At 65.8% G+C, this 16,350-nt stretch carries 18 protein-coding genes; 17 read left to right on the plus strand and 1 reads right to left on the minus strand.

Features of this window, described 5'->3' with window-relative positions:
* Positions 1–8 precede the first annotated feature (8 nt).
* The 4 genes from P8934_RS06615 (at position 9) to P8934_RS06630 (ending at position 5,002) form a co-directional block, all read left to right on the plus strand.
* Positions 9–659 carry an HAD-IA family hydrolase gene (locus tag P8934_RS06615; protein WP_278033462.1) on the plus strand — a complete coding sequence of 217 codons (651 nt, stop codon included), beginning with the start codon at positions 9–11 and terminating at the stop codon, positions 657–659.
* 22 nt (positions 660–681) lie between these two features.
* Positions 682–1,767 (plus strand): signal peptide peptidase SppA, encoded by a 1,086-nt coding sequence (gene sppA, locus P8934_RS06620; protein WP_278033463.1) that lies wholly within the window; start codon positions 682–684, stop codon positions 1,765–1,767.
* Positions 1,768–2,041: 274 nt separating this feature from the next.
* A complete protein-coding gene (locus P8934_RS06625) occupies positions 2,042–3,964 on the plus strand; it encodes an ABC transporter ATP-binding protein (RefSeq protein WP_278034007.1) in 1,923 nt (640 codons plus the stop codon).
* A gap of 102 nt (positions 3,965–4,066) precedes the next feature.
* Complete coding sequence (locus P8934_RS06630) at positions 4,067–5,002, plus strand: hypothetical protein (protein WP_278033464.1); 936 nt, start codon at positions 4,067–4,069, stop codon at positions 5,000–5,002.
* Positions 5,003–5,231: 229 nt separating this feature from the next.
* Here the strand turns inward: P8934_RS06630 and P8934_RS06635 are convergent, their stop codons facing one another.
* The gene (locus tag P8934_RS06635) at positions 5,232–5,825 is read right to left on the minus strand and encodes a nucleoside triphosphate pyrophosphatase (protein WP_278033465.1); all 594 of its coding nucleotides are present in this window, start codon (positions 5,823–5,825) and stop codon (positions 5,232–5,234) included.
* A gap of 129 nt (positions 5,826–5,954) precedes the next feature.
* Here P8934_RS06635 and P8934_RS06640 point away from each other — a divergent pair, with 129 nt between their 5' ends.
* The 13 genes from P8934_RS06640 to P8934_RS06700 all read left to right on the plus strand — a co-directional run bounded on the left by P8934_RS06640 (position 5,955) and on the right by P8934_RS06700 (position 16,328).
* Positions 5,955–6,482: a YceD family protein gene (locus P8934_RS06640; RefSeq protein ID WP_278033466.1), complete on the plus strand. Its 528-nt coding sequence runs from the start codon at positions 5,955–5,957 to the stop codon at positions 6,480–6,482.
* Positions 6,483–6,514: 32 nt separating this feature from the next.
* Positions 6,515–6,685 carry a 50S ribosomal protein L32 gene (rpmF, locus tag P8934_RS06645; RefSeq protein ID WP_106229211.1) on the plus strand — a complete coding sequence of 57 codons (171 nt, stop codon included), beginning with the start codon at positions 6,515–6,517 and terminating at the stop codon, positions 6,683–6,685.
* 38 nt (positions 6,686–6,723) lie between these two features.
* The gene (plsX, locus tag P8934_RS06650) at positions 6,724–7,845 is read left to right on the plus strand and encodes a phosphate acyltransferase PlsX (protein ID WP_278033467.1); all 1,122 of its coding nucleotides are present in this window, start codon (positions 6,724–6,726) and stop codon (positions 7,843–7,845) included.
* A gap of 5 nt (positions 7,846–7,850) precedes the next feature.
* Positions 7,851–8,822, plus strand: coding sequence for an ACP S-malonyltransferase (gene fabD, locus P8934_RS06655; RefSeq protein WP_278033468.1), 972 nt, complete (start codon positions 7,851–7,853; stop codon positions 8,820–8,822).
* A 31-nt stretch (positions 8,823–8,853) separates the two neighbouring features.
* Positions 8,854–9,597 (plus strand): 3-oxoacyl-ACP reductase FabG, encoded by a 744-nt coding sequence (gene fabG / locus P8934_RS06660; RefSeq protein ID WP_278033469.1) that lies wholly within the window; start codon positions 8,854–8,856, stop codon positions 9,595–9,597.
* 132 nt (positions 9,598–9,729) lie between these two features.
* Positions 9,730–9,963: an acyl carrier protein gene (gene acpP / locus P8934_RS06665; RefSeq protein WP_008956801.1), complete on the plus strand. Its 234-nt coding sequence runs from the start codon at positions 9,730–9,732 to the stop codon at positions 9,961–9,963.
* 199 nt (positions 9,964–10,162) lie between these two features.
* Positions 10,163–11,401 carry a beta-ketoacyl-ACP synthase II gene (gene fabF / locus P8934_RS06670; protein WP_278033470.1) on the plus strand — a complete coding sequence of 413 codons (1,239 nt, stop codon included), beginning with the start codon at positions 10,163–10,165 and terminating at the stop codon, positions 11,399–11,401.
* 17 nt (positions 11,402–11,418) lie between these two features.
* Positions 11,419–12,240 carry an aminodeoxychorismate lyase gene (pabC, locus tag P8934_RS06675; protein ID WP_278033471.1) on the plus strand — a complete coding sequence of 274 codons (822 nt, stop codon included), beginning with the start codon at positions 11,419–11,421 and terminating at the stop codon, positions 12,238–12,240.
* A gap of 15 nt (positions 12,241–12,255) precedes the next feature.
* The gene (mltG, locus tag P8934_RS06680; RefSeq protein WP_278033472.1) at positions 12,256–13,260 is read left to right on the plus strand and encodes an endolytic transglycosylase MltG; all 1,005 of its coding nucleotides are present in this window, start codon (positions 12,256–12,258) and stop codon (positions 13,258–13,260) included.
* A 185-nt stretch (positions 13,261–13,445) separates the two neighbouring features.
* The gene (gene tmk, locus P8934_RS06685; RefSeq protein ID WP_278034008.1) at positions 13,446–14,078 is read left to right on the plus strand and encodes a dTMP kinase; all 633 of its coding nucleotides are present in this window, start codon (positions 13,446–13,448) and stop codon (positions 14,076–14,078) included.
* Positions 14,075–15,070, plus strand: coding sequence for a DNA polymerase III subunit delta' (locus P8934_RS06690; RefSeq protein ID WP_278033473.1), 996 nt, complete (start codon positions 14,075–14,077; stop codon positions 15,068–15,070). The genes tmk and P8934_RS06690 overlap by 4 nt, the downstream gene beginning before the upstream one ends.
* Positions 15,071–15,099: 29 nt before the next feature.
* Entirely contained in the window at positions 15,100–15,435 is a 336-nt protein-coding gene (locus tag P8934_RS06695; protein ID WP_106229220.1) for a PilZ domain-containing protein, read from the plus strand.
* A 47-nt stretch (positions 15,436–15,482) separates the two neighbouring features.
* The gene (locus tag P8934_RS06700; RefSeq protein ID WP_278033474.1) at positions 15,483–16,328 is read left to right on the plus strand and encodes a TatD family hydrolase; all 846 of its coding nucleotides are present in this window, start codon (positions 15,483–15,485) and stop codon (positions 16,326–16,328) included.
* Positions 16,329–16,350 lie beyond the last annotated feature (22 nt).

Below are 16,350 nucleotides of genomic sequence, written 5' to 3' on the forward strand. Positions count from 1 at the left end.
GAGGCTTCATGCGCTATCGACTGGCCATCTTCGACTGGGATGGCACCCTGATGGACTCCATCGCCCGGATCGTCTCCAGCATGCAGGTGGCCTCCCGGGAAGCCGGCTGGGGCGAGCTGGAGGCGGAGGCGGTCCGCAACATCATCGGCCTGGGACTGCCCGAGGCCATAGCCACCCTCTGTCCCGGCATCGATGCCGAGCGTGCCGAGCTGCTCCGGGCACGCTATGCCTACCATTTTGTCGAGGGCGATACCGGCCCCATGTGCTTCTACTCCGGGGTCGAGGCCGGGCTGGCGCGGCTACGTGGCAGGGCGGACCAGCGGCTGGCCGTGGCCACCGGCAAGAGCCGCCGCGGCCTGGACCGCATCTTCCGCGAGAGCGACAGCAGCGACTGGTTCCATGCCAGCCGCACCGCCGACGAGACCCTCTCCAAGCCGCATCCCCGAATGCTCGAGGAGCTCCTCGTCGAGCTCGATGTCGCGGTCGACGAGGCGGTGATGATCGGCGATACCGAATACGACCTCGAGATGGCCCGGGCGCTGGGCATGGACCGGGCGGCGGTGACCTGGGGCGTGCATGCCCCGGCACGCCTTGCCGCCAGCCGGCCGGTGTTCACCGCCGAGACGGTGCCCGAGCTCTTCGACTGGCTGCACGGCTAGCTGACCAAGGGACAGGACGACCATGAGTGACGACAACAAGAGTGACGACCGCTGGACGAGCGGGCCGGAGCTGACCCCGAAGCAGGCGCGCCGTGAGCGCGAGGCGCAGCGAGCCGATGCTGCCGCTCCTCCTGCCGAGGATGCCGAGACGCTGCGCGAGCGCCAGCGCCTGGCCCAGATGGAGATGATGGGACGCTGGATCGACGGGGTGCTGGTGGAACAACGACGTTCCCGGCGCTGGAAGCTCTTCTTCCGCTTCTTCTTCCTGCTGCTGATCCTGACTTCGCTCTCGATCTCGCTCTACGGGATCCTGGGCGCGCCGGGGAGCGGGGCGCCTGCCCGGCCGCACCTCGGTGTCGTCGAGATCAAGGGAGTGATCGACAGCGACTCGCCGGCCAGCGCCGAGCGCATCATCGAGGGGCTGGAGCGGGCCTGGCGGGCGGAAGAGGCCGAGGCGGTGGTGCTGCATATCGACAGCCCCGGCGGCAGCCCCGTGCAGTCCCAGCGCATCTTCGAGGCGGTGATGCGGCTGCGCGAGTCCGGCGACAAGCCGGTTCTGGCGGTGATCGAGGACATCGGGGCCAGTGGCGCCTACTACGTGGCGGCGGCGGCCGACGAGATCATCGCCGCACCGGCCAGCCTGGTGGGCTCGATCGGGGTCATCCATGCCGGGTTCGGCTTCGAGGAGGCCATCGGGCGCCTGGGCGTCGAACGTCGTGTCTTCACGGCCGGCGAGAACAAGGCGTTCCTCGATCCCTTCTCGGACATCGCCCCGGCGCAGCGCGAGTTCTGGCAGGAGGTGCTCTCCACCACCCACCGCCAGTTCATCGACGACGTGCGCGAGGGACGCGGCGACCGGCTGGCGGACGATGAGCGACTGTTCAGCGGACTGATCTGGAGCGGCGAGCAGGCCCTCGAGCTGGGGCTGGTGGATGGGCTCGGCAGCCTTGACGGCGTGGCCCGCGCCCGGCTCGGCGAGGCGCGGCTGCGCGACTACACGCCGCGTCTCGATCCCCTCGAGCGGATCTCCCGCCAGTTCGGCCGGGTGGCCATGGAGTGGTTGGGCCTGCCGAGGGGCGAGTCGCCGGTGCGCTATCAGCTGCCATGAGCCTGTATGTCCGCATCGGAGGCGCCAAACCTTTTCATTCTTAAAAGATATATATAATATTTATTATATTCCTAAAGCCACACGATGCCCTGGCTAGCCTCAGGCTGGCCAGGGCCGCTGGGGATGAGAAAAACCCCTCTTCAAAATCTCGCATCCTATGGCATTCTCCATCAGAATGTAACGTAACGTTAACGAGCTCATCGTTAATCGTCGGTCTTGTTCGGGCCTGACTTGATTGGCCATCGCCATGTCGGCGGGACGACCATGCGTGAGCATGTCTATTGCTCCTTTGGTACGGCAAATCGATACAGTTGAGTTCAGGGTATTAGCTTTAGTAGCCCCAGGCGTGAGAGAGCTTGCTTTGGAATATACTACTAAGAAAGTCGGCCATTCTTCCTTGCTTTCCAGTATTAGAGAGCTTTATCTGCTTCTGACTTCTGCGCAGCGGCGACGGCTTTTGCGTCTGCAGGTCCTGGTCGTACTGATGGCTTTCGGCGAACTCGTCAGCATTGCAGCCATTGGTCCCTTCATGGCAGTTGTCGGGGATATGCGCTACTTAGAAGGAAACGGTGTGTTAGCTGAAGTCTATCAGCTTTCCGGTGCGGATGATCGTACGACTTTCCTCTTCTGGGTAGGAGTTCTCGTTATGGGTGTCCTATCCTTGGCGTCGTTGATGTCAATTTTCACCACTTGGAAACTGTCTTTGTATTCGCAGCAGGTCGGGGCTGAGCTGAGTACGCGACTTTTCAAACATTATATGCGCCAGAATTGGTTGTTTCATGCTGGTGGTAGTAGTAGTGATCTTACTAATAAGCTTGCTCAGGAATGTAGGCGTATAAGTGACAATGTCCTCACGCCATTGATGCATATGAATGCTAAAATTGTCATGGCATTGTTTGTTTCCATTGCTATCGTTATCTTTAATCCATGGGTTGCTGTTTGTGGTTTGATGCTTTTCGGCGCGGTCTACTGGGGGTTGTATCGTATCGTGCGGCGCAAACTTGAGCATAATGATGCCATGGTAAGCAGCACCAACCGGCAGCGTTTCAAGTTGATGAGCGAAGGGTTTGGCGGGATTAAGGACACTCTTCTCTTGGCTAGGCAGTCAGAGTTCAACCGCCGCTTCGAGCGTTCCAGTCGTCAGTTGGGTCGTGCCAAGGGGGTTACTAAGGCACTTAGCAATGCCCCTCGCTACCTGATGGAGCTAGTCGCCTTTGGTGCCGTGATAATGCTGGTGCTCTACCTCCTTGTTGCTCATCAAGGGAATTTGGGCTCGATTCTTCCTATTCTCTCTGTTTATGCCATGGCCGGTTTCAAGATGTTGCCCGCTTTTCAGCAAATATATAAGGGCGTGGCCACCGTGCGTGGTAATATCGCTTCCTTTCACCATCTTAGGGAAGATCTGGAAGCAAGTTATCATGGTGACGATGTCGATGAACTTGCTATTGAGAAGGTAAAGTGGGTACCACGGCAAAGTATCTGCCTGGAGGACGTGACGTTTCGTTATCCGGGAAAAGAGGAGGCCGCCCTCGACGGCGTGAATCTGACGATACCGGTGAACGGCGTCGTTGGGATAGTGGGGGCGTCTGGCTCAGGAAAGAGCACGGCCATCGATATGCTGTTGGGGCTGATAACGCCCGAGCATGGTCAACTCACTTTAGACGGCCAGCCCGTGACGGCCGAGCGCCGTCGGGAATGGCAGAACAGTGTCGGGCTTGTTTCGCAGAGCATTTTCCTTGCCGATGCGACTATTAGAGAAAACATAGCGTTCGGCTTGCCGGTAGATAAGATCGATGAGGGAAAAGTATGGCGTGCGGCTTCCATGGCTCACCTTGAAGAGTTGCTGGAACGACTTCCTGAGGGCTTAGATACCCGGGTAGGCGAGCGTGGCGTACAGATTTCTGGTGGCCAGCGTCAACGTATCGGAATCGCTCGAGCCCTCTATGATGACGCGGATGTCCTCGTGATGGATGAGGCAACAAGCGCCTTGGATGGCATTACCGAACGTATGGTAATGGAAGCAATTCACGACTTCTCTGGAAAAAAGACCATTATTATGATTGCTCACCGGCTTTCAACCGTTAAGTCCTGTGGGTGTATATATCTTATGGAGGCAGGTGAAGTGGTGGATAGTGGTACCTATAGTGAGATGGTGGAGCGTAACAGTGTTTTTCGCGAAATGGCAGAGCATGCATGAGGCATGAGGGTCGCCACGGCCGCGGAGGGTCTTATAAGCCTGTGTGACTTTGGGGTATCGGTTAGGTATCGATATGATGATGACGACAAGGAATCATAAGCCATGGTTGTGAAACTTGCTAAAAAAATAGTGAAATCTTATGTAAGAAAAACGGGATTTGAGATCAAGAGAGTCGCTAGCGATCAGAGGTATGATTTATGTCGGCATGGAAGTCATCCCGTTGAAGCTGTATATGCATCGCAAGGAGAGCCATGCCTGGTTGAAGTTCCTCTTTCTCGGATCATTACTTTTGGTTATAGCGCATTTCCTCTCGCGGCGAATGCTGGCCATCCGTTCGTGAAGACGTTAGAGGAGTATCGAAATGACAGAGAAATGGTGGTGGATAGCTCGCCACTTCGGAAGTTTTATGAACTTTACCAGCCGAGGACTGCGGCCGAATTTATGGGGCTAGGTCAGCCGAGCTATTCTAGGTTCGAGACGTTGCCTGCTCTAGCCGCCCCCCCACTTTGGGCATGGGATTCGCCGGAAGAGTATTGTCGCCATATCAAGGGGGTTCATCAAGCGGAAGACAAGGAACAGAGGGGAAGCTCTGATAAATTCATTGGTGGTAGTCAGTTTGGGCCTGTCGAGAACGACAAGCTGGAGATCGAGTTCCGCCGGTTGACGAAGCTCTATGAGTCGATTGAACGGTACGGGTATCGGCCTGAGAAGTGCGACTGGATGACGGGGGTCGCTTGGGTGGGAGAAAGCGAATGGGTGATCGTCATCTCGACTGGTCAGCACCGACTAGCCTGCCTGGCGGTACTGGGGTACGAATCGGCGGCTGTCCACTTGCAGCCGGTCAAGGCTCCGGCAGGTTTGATGATGCGATCGAACCACCGTCACTTCCCCTCCGTAGTTAACAGTTACCATACCGCGGAGGAAGCACGCACTATCTTCGACCGCATGATGAGCCGGCGGCAGCCCGAAGCCGCCCGAGAATGGCTGAGTTTCTGTCAGGCGGGCCGGGCGCCGGTCGTGTCCGTGGTCGAAAGCTAAACCTTCAGCATCGCTTTTTTACAGGCTTTTGACCTGGTGCTTGTGCACGTCTCACCACCCGGTGATAGACGGCTTGCGACCAGCTTCGCCGACTGATCCCGGACTTTTCGCGGCATCTGGTAGGTCGCCGGGTTTTTCTGATGGGCCTCCTGCTTGATCCAAGACGAAGCGTACCCGTTGATCATCGGGCAGCCATTGCCACACGACATTATCGATACCCGGCAGTCTGTCAGCGCGAGTGCGCACCCATCGGATCGAGCCCCGCCTCGCGCAGCATGTCGCAGAGCCGGATCAGCGGCAGACCGATCAGGGTGTTGGGATCGTCGCCCTCTAGTCGCTCGAACAGGGCAATGCCCAGCCCCTCCATGCGGAAGCTCCCGGCACTGTCCAGGGGCTGCTCCCGCTCCACGTAGCGAGCGATCTCGCCTTCGCCAAGCTGGCGGAACACCACGTCATAGCGCTCGTGGCAGACCCGGTGGTTGCCGCGTGCGGTGTCGAGCAGCGCCAGGCCGGTGAGGAAGCGCACGCGCTGGCCGGAGAAGCGGGCCAGGTTGGCGCGGGCCTTGGCCGCATCGCCGGGCTTGCCGAGGATCTCGCCGTCGAAGAGCGCCACCTGGTCGGAGCCGACGATCAGGTGGTCGGGAAAGCGGTCGGCCAGTCGCTCGGCCTTGGTCAGCGCCAGGCGATGCACCAGGGCCTCGGGCGCCTCGCCCGGGCGCGGTGTCTCGTCGATGTCGGGGCTCTCCCAGGCATAGGGGATCCCCAGCCGTTCAAGCAGCTGACGGCGCCAGGGCGAGCTCGAGGCAAGGATCAGGCGGGGCATGGGCATTCTCCGGGTCGGGTCGGTGGATCGGCGAATCGGCAGCGCCGATCATGGCGCCGCGCCACCATGGTAACCCGGGACGATGGCGGCTTTGACAGGGGCAGGGGGAGTGCCTATCATTGCGCGCCTATGTTGACCTCAAGACTCCCCGGCAGGGTCGAGCCCTACAAGCTCGTGGCCCGTGCCGAACACCTGGAAGGCCTGGTGACGCTCGCCGACATGGCGCGGCTCGCCGAGGAAGTCGGCGCCCAGTCCGGCGATGCCCAGGTATGGCTGGATTTCGCCATCGACCCCCAGGGGCGGCGGGAGATCCGTGGCCACCTGAAGGCCGAGCTGCAGCTGCCGTGCCGGCGCTGCCTCGAGCCCATGGCGCAGCAGGTCGAGAGCAATTTCCGGCTGGGGATGGTCACCAGTGACGCCCTGGCCGCGGAGCTGCCGAGCACCCACGAGCCGGTGCTGGTGGAAAACGAACAGCTGAACCTGCTGGCGGTGGTCGAGGATGAGCTCATCCTCAGCCTGCCCCAGGTGGTTTACCACGACGAGGCCGAGTGTCCGGTCTCGCGCGACCAGCTGAACAGCGGGGAGGCGACCGACGCGTCGGCCAGCACCCCGGCGAGCCCTTTCGATGTGCTGCGGCAGATCAAGGGCAAACCCTGATACACCCTCGTTTCACTCTGGAGTGACAACCCATGGCAGTTCAACAGAACCGCAAGACCCGTTCCAAGCGCGGCATGCGTCGCAGCCACGACGCCCTCACCGCGCCGGCCCTCTCCCAGGACAAGGAGACCGGCACCACCCACCTGCGCCACCACGTGTCCCCGGACGGCTTCTACCGTGGCCGCAAGGTCGTCGACGCCTGACGCGACGCCATCCCGGGTGGTAGTGGCTGGTCGTTGACGTGCGGATCGCCGTCGATGCGATGGGCGGGGACCTCGGTCCCCGCCCGGCCGTCATGGGTTCCGCCGCGGCCGCCAGTGCCGACCCCGATCTCGAGCTCTGCCTGTTCGGTCCCGCCGGCCTGCTGGAGGACGAGATAGCCCGCCTGCCGCGGCAGCTTGCCGCGGCGGCGTCGCGTCTGCGGGTCGGCGATGCCCCGGCGGTCGTCCAGCAGTCCCAGCGACCCAGCGAGGTGCTGCGTCACGGGGGCGACACCAGCATGGCCCGGATGCTCGACTGCGTCGCCGGCGGGGACGCCGTGGCCGGGGTCAGTGCCGGCAATACCGGGGCGCTGATGGCGCTGGCGCGGCGTGCCCTGGGCACGGTGGCGGGGATTCCCCGGCCGGCCATCAGCACCGCCATTCCCACCCGTGACCTGGGTCGCTGCTACCTGCTCGATCTGGGGGCCAACGTGGAGGCCAGTGCCGAGCGGCTGGTCGACTTCGCCCTGATGGGGGAAGTGATGGCTCGCCATGTGGACGACCTCGTGGCGCCGCGGGTGGCGCTGCTCAACGTCGGCGTCGAGGGCACCAAGGGCACGCGCAGCGTCCGCGAGGCCGATGCCTGGCTGCGTCGGCATCCTGACATCGCCTACCTGGGATACGTGGAGGGCGACGGGATCTTCAGCGGTGCCGCCGACGTGGTGGTCTGCGACGGCTTCGTCGGCAATGCCGTGCTCAAGGCCAGCGAGGGCCTGGCACGACTGCTGGTCGAGCGGGTTCAGGCGACCTTCGAGGCCCACTGGAGCAGCCGGCTGGTGGGGCTGCTCGCCCGTCCGGCGCTGCGGCGCCTCAAGGGCGAGCTCGATCCCGTGCGCTACAATGGCGCCAGCCTGCTGGGGCTGGCCGGGATCGTGATCAAGAGCCACGGCAGCGCCGATGCCACGGGTTTTCGCTACGCGGTGCAACGGGCGGTGAATGAAGTGAGGCGCGACCTGCCGAGCCGGCTGGCCGCGGAGCTGGACCACCGCCGGTCCCCTGTCGAGTCGGCCGACCGCGGCCGAGCCGAGAGCGGATCCAGGCCCATTGGGCCGACCATGCCGGGCGCGCCCGGCATCGACGACAGTCAACAAGCGCAAAGGTGATCGACATGACGCAACCCCTTGCCCTCATCTTTCCCGGGCAGGGCTCCCAGCAGATCGGCATGCTGCGCGAGCTGGCAGAGCGCTACAGCGTGGTGCGCACGACCTTCGAGGAAGCGGCCGATGCCCTGGGCTACGACCTTTGGCAGGTGGTGCAGGAAGGGCCGGCCGAGGCGCTGAATGCTACCGCCTGCACCCAGCCGGCGCTGCTTACCGCCAGTGTGGCGGTGTGGCGGGTCTGGCAGGAGCTCGAGGGGCCGCGCCCCGGGGCCATGGCTGGCCACAGCCTGGGCGAGTACAGCGCCCTGGTGTGTGCCGGAGCGCTGCCCTTCGCCCAGGGCGTGCGGCTGGTGAAGCTGCGTGGTGAGGCGATGCAGGCGGCTGTCCCCGCCGGCGAGGGCGCCATGGCGGCTATTCTCGGCCTCGATGACGAGGCGGTGGAGCAGGCCTGTGCCCGGGCAGCCGATGGCGACGTGGTCGCTGCCGTCAACTACAATGCCCCGGGGCAGGTGGTGATCGCCGGCAGCAAGGCCGCCGTGGAGCGGGCCATCGCCGCCTGCCAGGAAGCCGGGGCCAAGCGCGCGATGCCGCTTCCGGTCTCGGTACCGTCGCATTGCGAACTGATGCGCCCGGCCGCCGAGCGTCTGGCGTCAGCCATGGAAGAGATCGAGCTGCGTTCGCCGCGCTACACGGTGTTCCAGAACGTCGATGCCCAGGCCCATGCCGACGTGTCGACCCTGCGTACCCGGCTGATCGAGCAGCTCTACCAGCCGGTGCGCTGGACCTCCTGCATCGAGGCGATGACCGCCCGCGGTGCCGAGGTGTTCATCGAGTGCGGGCCGGGCAAGGTGCTCACCGGGCTCAACAAGCGAATCGCCCGAGGCAGCAAGGGGCTGGCGGTCAACGACCCGGACAGCCTCTCCGCGGCCCTCGAACTGGCCAGGGATGCCGTCGGCCAGTCGCCGACGGCCAATGGCTGATCCAACTCCCGGACGTGGACGGACAGAGACCATGACAACCGAGCGTAGAGTCGCCCTGATTACCGGGGCCAGTCGCGGCATCGGCCGCGCCATCGCCCATGAGCTGGGCCGCCAGGGACGTATCGTGATCGGTACCGCCACCACCGATGCCGGTGCCGAGCGTATCGGGGCCGACCTCGTCGAGGCGGGGGTCGAGGGGGCTGGCCGCCCGCTGGACGTCACCGACCAGGCCAGCGTCGATGCCCTGGTCAAGGCGGTCACCGAGGAGTTCGGTGCTCCCACCATCCTGGTCAACAATGCCGGTATCACCCGTGACAACCTGCTGATGCGCATGAAGGAAGACGAGTGGGACGCGGTGATGGACACCAACCTCAAGTCGGTCTATCGCGTCAGCAAGGCCTGCCTGCGGGGCATGACCCGGGCGCGATTCGGCCGCATCGTCTCGATCAGCTCGGTGGTCGCCACCATGGGCAACCTCGGCCAGACCAACTATGCCGCGGCCAAGGCGGGCATGGAGGGCTTCACCCGCGCCCTGGCCCGTGAGGTAGCCTCCCGCGCCATCACCGTCAATGCGGTGGCACCCGGCTTCATCGCTACCGACATGACCGAATCCCTGCCGGAGGAGCAGCACAAGGCGCTGCTTGGCCAGATCCCGCTGGCGCGGCTCGGCGAGCCCGAGGAGATCGCTGCGGCGGTGGGCTTCCTGACCGGCGACACGGCGGGCTACATCACCGGCGAGACCCTGCATGTCAACGGCGGCATGAACATGCGTTGAAGCCTCCGTGGGGCGGCGGTTGCGCCGACCCGGGGGCGTCTATAAACTACCCCGCAGCTTCCGGCTAGCGGATCTGGATCTTTAACGGCTGGTTTTCCGAACGGCCAATGTGAACGACTGGAGTACGTCATAATGAGCACCATCGAAGAGCGCGTGAAGAAGGTTGTGGCCGAGCGTCTGAACGTCAAGGAAGAAGACATCCAGAACTCCTCTTCCTTCACCGAGGACCTCGGCGCCGATTCCCTGGATACCGTCGAGCTGGTGATGGCGCTCGAAGAGGAGTTCGACACCGAGATTCCCGACGAGGAAGCCGAGAAGATCACGACCGTTCAGGAAGCCATCGACTACGTCAACGCCCACCAGTAAGGTGGCGGTCGATACCGCTTGCTGAGGCGTCCGGGGCCAGTGCCCCGTGGAGAGCCGTCCTGCCCTGTCAGGACGGCTCTCGTGCTATGCGCGACAGGAACTTGCCGGGGCCGCACAGGTCGGGGAGACTCGGGTATAATGCGCGCAATGACGGCCCCGCCGCGGGGTCGTGTCACCAAGGTTGTCTGGAGGAAAGCTGATGGCTCGTAGAAGGGTTGTGGTGACCGGGCTCGGTCTGGTCACGCCGGTGGGGAATACCGTGGAGGAGAGCTGGGCCAGCATCCTGGCCGGCAAGAGCGGTGTCGCGCCCATCGAACACTTCGATGTCAGCGCCTTCAACACGCGCTTCGGCGGGTCGGTGAAGGACTTCGACATCAGCCCGTACCTCAATCCCAAGGAGGCCCGCAAGATGGACCTCTTCATCCAGTACGGGATGGCCGCCGGTGCCCAGGCGATCCAGGATGCCGGGATCGAGTGTCACGATGGCAATGCCGATCGCATCGGCGTGGCCATCGGCTCGGGGATCGGTGGCCTGCCGATGATCGAGCATAACCACAGTGCCCTGCTCAAGGGCGGGGCGCGGCGGATTTCCCCCTTCTTCGTCCCGGGGTCGATCATCAACATGATCTCCGGCAACCTGGCGATCCAGCACGGGTTCCGGGGGCCCAACATCGCCATCACCACGGCCTGTACCACCGGGACCCACAACATCGGCTACAGCGCCCGCACCATCGCCTACGGCGATGCCGACGTGATGGTCTGCGGCGGTGCCGAGATGGCGACCACGCCGCTGGGCCTGGGGGGCTTCTCGGCGGCCCGAGCGCTCTCCACCCGCAACGATGACCCGGCCGCGGCGAGCCGCCCCTGGGACCGGGACCGCGACGGCTTCGTGCTCTCCGATGGCGCCGGTGTGGTGGTGCTCGAGGAGTATGAGCAGGCCAAGGCCCGCGGGGCGACCATCTATGCCGAGCTCACCGGTTTCGGCATGAGCGACGACGCCTACCACATGACCGCGCCGCCGGAGGATGGCCACGGTGCCGCCCGCTCCATGCGCAATGCCATCCGCGATGCCGGCATCGACCCCTCGGCCGTCGACTACATCAATGCCCACGGTACCTCGACCGCGCACGGTGACCTGGCCGAGAGCCGTGCCGTCGAGCAGGTGATGGGCGCGGCCGCAAGATCGGTGGCCGTCAGCTCCACCAAGTCGATGATCGGCCACCTGCTGGGCGCCGCCGGTGCCGTCGAGGCGGTGTTCAGCGTGCTGGCCATCCGTGATCAGGTGGCGCCGCCGACCATCAACCTGGACAACCCCCAGGAAGGCTGCAACCTCGACTACGTGCCCCACACCGCTCGCGAGATGAAGATCGACGTCAGCCTGTCGAACTCCTTCGGCTTCGGTGGCACCAACGGCACCCTGGTCTTCACCAGGGTGTGAGGCCCGAGGAGCATCAGGTGGGAGCCGAGGCCTCGCCGAAGGGCTGGCCGCTGGACGATCGCGGCGTCGCCTATGGCGATGGCCTCTTCGAGACCGTGCTTGTGCGTGATGGTGTCCCGCACCTCTGGGCGTACCACCTGGCTCGCCTGGCGCGTGGCTGTCGGGTGCTGGGGATCCCCATGCCCGCCGCGCAGGACCTGGAGCGCCCGCTGGCCCAGGCCGGACAGGGGCTTGTGGTCCTCAAGCTGATCGTTAGCCGGGGCAGCGGAGGTCGCGGCTATGCCCCTCCCGCGGTACCCGCTCCCCGGCTTCGCTGGCAGCTGTCGGCCTTCGTCCCCGATGCCACCCGCTGGAGGGCGGGCGTGAGGGTTCGCCACTGTCGCCTGCGGCTGGGCCACCAGCCGGTGCTCGCCGGGCTCAAGCACCTCAATCGCCTGGAGAACGTGCTGGCGCGGTCCGAGTGGTCGGATGCCGACACCGCCGAGGGGCTGCTCTGCGACGGCGATGACCGGCTGGTGGAAGCGACCTGCATGAACCTCTTCTGGCAGCGCGGAGGACGGCTCGAGACCCCGCGCCTGGACCGCTGTGGCGTGGCCGGCACGCTGCGGGCAGTTCTGCTCGAGCGGCTGCCCATTGCCGAGGTCGATGCCGCCCCCGGGGTGCTGGCCAGTACCGAGGCGGTCTGGCTTGGCAACTCGGTACAGGGGGTCTGGCCGGTGACCCGGCTGGACGGGGCCGGAGGAGGGCTCCTGCGGCGCTGGACCCTCGGCGCGGTGCATCGCCGCCTGCAGGCGGTGGCCCACGAGGCGCTGGGTCACCCGACGCGTCTTGACGACTGAACGAGGACGACCCGCATGGGGCGTGTGCTGAAGATTTTGCTGGTTCTGATCATCCTGGCAGCCCTGGCGGCATTTGCCGGGTACCGCTATTGGCAGTCGCGACTGGAGGCGCCCATCGCCCTCGAGGAACCGGCCCTCTACGAGGTTCCCGCTGGCGCCGGCTACCACCGGGTGGTGAGGGAGCTGGACGAACGGGAGGTCCTCGCCGATGCGTGGGCCTTCCGGCTGCTCGCCTGGCTGGACCCCGAGGCCCTGCCACGCCTGCGCCCAGGGGAGTACCGCCTGGAGCCTGGCATGAGCGGCCGCGAGCTGCTCGCCCTGCTGGGCAGCGACGAGGTGGTGACCTACCCGTTGACCGTTCTCGAGGGCTGGACCTTCCGCCAGATGCGCGAACTGCTCGATGCCGCACCGAAGCTCGAGCACCACACCGAGGGCCTCTCCGACGAGGAGGTGATGGCCCGACTCGACCGCGAGGGGCGCCACCCCGAGGGCTGGTTCTTCCCTGACACCTACCGCTATCACAAGGGGCTCAGCGACCTGGAGATCCTGCGCCAGGCCCTGGAGCGCATGGAGGCCACCCTCGATGAGGTATGGGCGGGGCGTGACGACGACCTGCCCCTGGAGAGCCCCTATGAGGCACTGATCATGGCCTCGCTGATCGAGCGCGAGACCGGCGCCCCCGAGGAGCGCCCCGAGATCGCCGGTGTGTTCAAGCGCCGCCTGGAACGGGGCATGCGACTGCAGACCGACCCCACCGTGATCTACGGCATGGGAGAGCGCTACCAGGGCAACATCACCCGCGCCGACCTGCGCGAGGCCACGCCCTACAACACCTATGTGATCGATGGCCTGCCGCCCACGCCGATCGCCCTGCCCGGGCGAGCCGCGCTGGAAGCCGCCGTGCAGCCCGAGGAGGGCGAGACGCTCTACTTCGTCGCCAAGGGGGACGGCACCCATCACTTCTCGCGCACCCTGCGCGAGCACAATAATGCGGTGAACCGGTATATCCGCAATCGCTGACTGGAGCAGGCATGTGCAATAACGACCCGGATCGGCCAGCGAGGGACGCCGGGGACAGGCCGCAGAGGAGGTCCTACGCCAGGGATGGCGTCGGTAGCGTACACGGAGGTATTCACAGCGCCTCCTCGCAGGCCGGTCGCCGGGAAAGTCTCGAGCGCAATGGCAATCAAGGCAAGGGACGCTTCATTACCCTGGAAGGCGGGGAGGGAGTGGGCAAGTCCACCAACCTGGCCCTGGTGGTCGACCATCTGCGGGCCCGTGGCCACGAGGTGGTGGCCACCCGCGAGCCCGGCGGCACGCCGCGGGCCGAGGCGATGCGCGGCCTGCTGCTCGACCCCGCCGGCGAGGAGCCCCTGGACCCGGATGCCGAACTGCTGCTGGTGTTCGCCGCCCGGGCCCAGCACCTGGCGCGGGTGATCCGCCCGGCGCTCGAGCGCGGCGCCTGGGTGGTCTGCGACCGCTTCACCGATGCCACCTATGCCTACCAGGGGGGCGGGCGCGGCATCGAGGTGGCTCGCATCGCCGAGCTCGAGGCCTTCGTCCAGCGGGGCCTCACGCCCGACCTGACGCTGCTGCTGGACATGCCCATGGCCGCGGCCCAGCAGCGCCTCGAGGGGCGCCTGAAGGGGCAGGGCGGCGAGCGCGACCGCTTCGAGCGGGAGCGCGGCGCCTTCTTCGAGGCGGTGCGCGAGGCCTACCTCGCGCGTGCCGAGGCGGCGCCCGGTCGCATGGTGGTGATCGATGCCGGGGCCGGCCTGGCGGAGGTCCAGGCCGAACTGCTGGCGCGGCTGGACGAGCGGCTGGAGGCCTGGTCATGAGCGAGGCCGAGGTCCCCCGCCCCTTGCCCTGGCTGCAGGCGCGGTGGCAGGAACTGGTGCGTCTGGCCGATGCCGCGCGACTGCCCCACGCGCTGCTGATCTCCGGCGCCCACGGCCTCGGCAAGCACTCCCTGGCCGAGGCGCTGGTGGCACGCACCCTCTGCGCCTCGCCGGGCGAGCACGCCTGCGGCCGCTGCCATGCCTGTCACATGCTGGCCTCGGGCTATCACCCCGATCTGCTGCGCGTGGCCCCGGAGGAGGGCAAGCGGCAGATCCGCATCGGCCCGGTCCGCGAGGTCAATGCCTTCGTCGCCCAGACCGCCCAGCAGGGCGGCTACCGCGTGATCGTGATCTCGCCTGCCGAGGCCATGAACGTGGCGGCCTCCAATGCGCTGCTCAAGAGCCTGGAGGAGCCCGGCGGGCGGACGCTGTTCGTGCTGCTGTCGGACATTCCCTCGCGGCTGCTGCCCACCATCCGCTCGCGCTGCCAGCACTGGAGCCTGGCGGTGCCGGCCGAGGCCGACTGCCAGGCGTGGCTGGCCGAGCGCCTGGGCGGCGAGGAGGAGGCCCGCTTCTGGTTCCGGGCCGCGGGGGGGCTGCCGTTGCGGGCGCTGGAGCTCGCCGAGCCGGAGTCCCGAGCCCTGCGCCAGCAGCTCCTGGAGACCTTCGAGGCGCTGGTCAGGGGCGCCGAGCCGGTGGCCGAGGCGGCCCGCCTGGAGCGCCAGTCCATCGACGCCATCCTGTGGTACGGTATCGCCTGGCTCGAGGACCTGATTCGTCTGGGGCTGTCGGGCGACACCAGCGAACTGCGCAACCCCGATCTGCTGGTACTCTATCGCCAGGCGGTCAAGAATGCTCGGGTACGTGACTGGTTCCGCCTGCTGGACTATGCCCGCGAGCAGCGTCGCCTCCTGGCCGAGGGGGGCAACCCCAACCCCCAGCTGGCCCTCGAGGCCTGGCTGGTCCGCTGGTCCACGCTGCTGCGCTCTTGACCTGTTGTGCCCTTGACTGAGGAGGCTCCATGGCCGCACAGAAAGCGCTCTCCCTGACGATCCAGGACGTCCCGACCCTGCTCTCGGCCTACATGCCGGTGCTGGAGCGCGGCGGCATCTTCGTGCCCACCCGCGAGCGCTACGAGCTGGGCCAGGAGGTCTTCCTGCTGCTCATGCTTCCCGGGGATGCCGAGCGGGTCCCGGTCACCGGCCAGGTGGTCTGGGTCTCGCCCGAGGGCGTGGCCGGGCGCCGCGTCCCGGGCATCGGCATCCACTTCAGCGCCGAGGACCAGGCCGTTAGGGATCGCATCGAGACCCTGCTGGCCGGTCATCTCGACAAGGGTGCCCCGACCTATACGCTCTGAGTGCCCGCGCCTCCACTGTCCACCCCTTCACATCGGTTGTTGTCTGAATGTTCGTCGATTCCCACTGCCATCTCGATCGTCTCGACCCCGGGACCCACGGCGGCGACCTGGCCGCCGCCCTCGATGCCGCCCGCGCCCGGGACGTGCGCCAGTTCCTGGCCATCGCCGTGACCCTCGAGGACCTGCCGGCCCTGGCCGAGCTTGCCCGGGACCATGACGACGTGGTGATCTCCGCCGGCCTCCATCCGCTGCACAGCGTCGCCGAGGAGCCGAGCGTCGCGGCGATCAAGGAGGCGGCCGAACGCGTCGGTGCCGTGGCCATCGGCGAGTGTGGCCTGGACTACCACTACCTCGACAGGACGCCCGACAGGGTGCCCTCCCGGGAGGTGCAGCTAGAGCGGTTCCGCCGCCAGCTGGTCGCCGCCCGTGAACTCGAGCTGCCGGTGATCATCCACACCCGTGAGGCGCGCGACGATACCCTGGCCCTGATCCGCGAACATACCGACCCGGCGGTGGGCGGCGTGCTGCACTGCTTCACCGAGGACCTGGACATGGCCCGCGAGGCGGTGCGGCACGGCTTCTACATCTCGCTGTCCGGCATCGTGACCTTCCGCAGCGCCGAATCGCTGCGCGAGCTGGCCCGCAGGCTGCCGCTGGACCGGTTGCTGATCGAGACCGACAGCCCCTACCTGTCCCCGGTACCGCATCGTGGCAAGCCCAACGAGCCGGCCTGGGTGGTCGAGGTCGCCGAATGCATCGCTGGCGAGCGAGGCATCAGCATCGAGGAGGTCGCCGCCCAGACCACGAGCAACTTCTACCGGCTGTTCCGCGCCGCGGCGCCCGAGGCTCCTGCCGAGGTACGCGAGGCGCTGCGCGCCGCCGGACTGGTCTAGGCTACCGTCATCACCCTGTCAT

Source organism: Halomonas sp. CKK8, assembly GCF_029625235.1.
Taxonomy (GTDB): Bacteria; Pseudomonadota; Gammaproteobacteria; order Pseudomonadales; family Halomonadaceae; genus Halomonas; species Halomonas ventosae.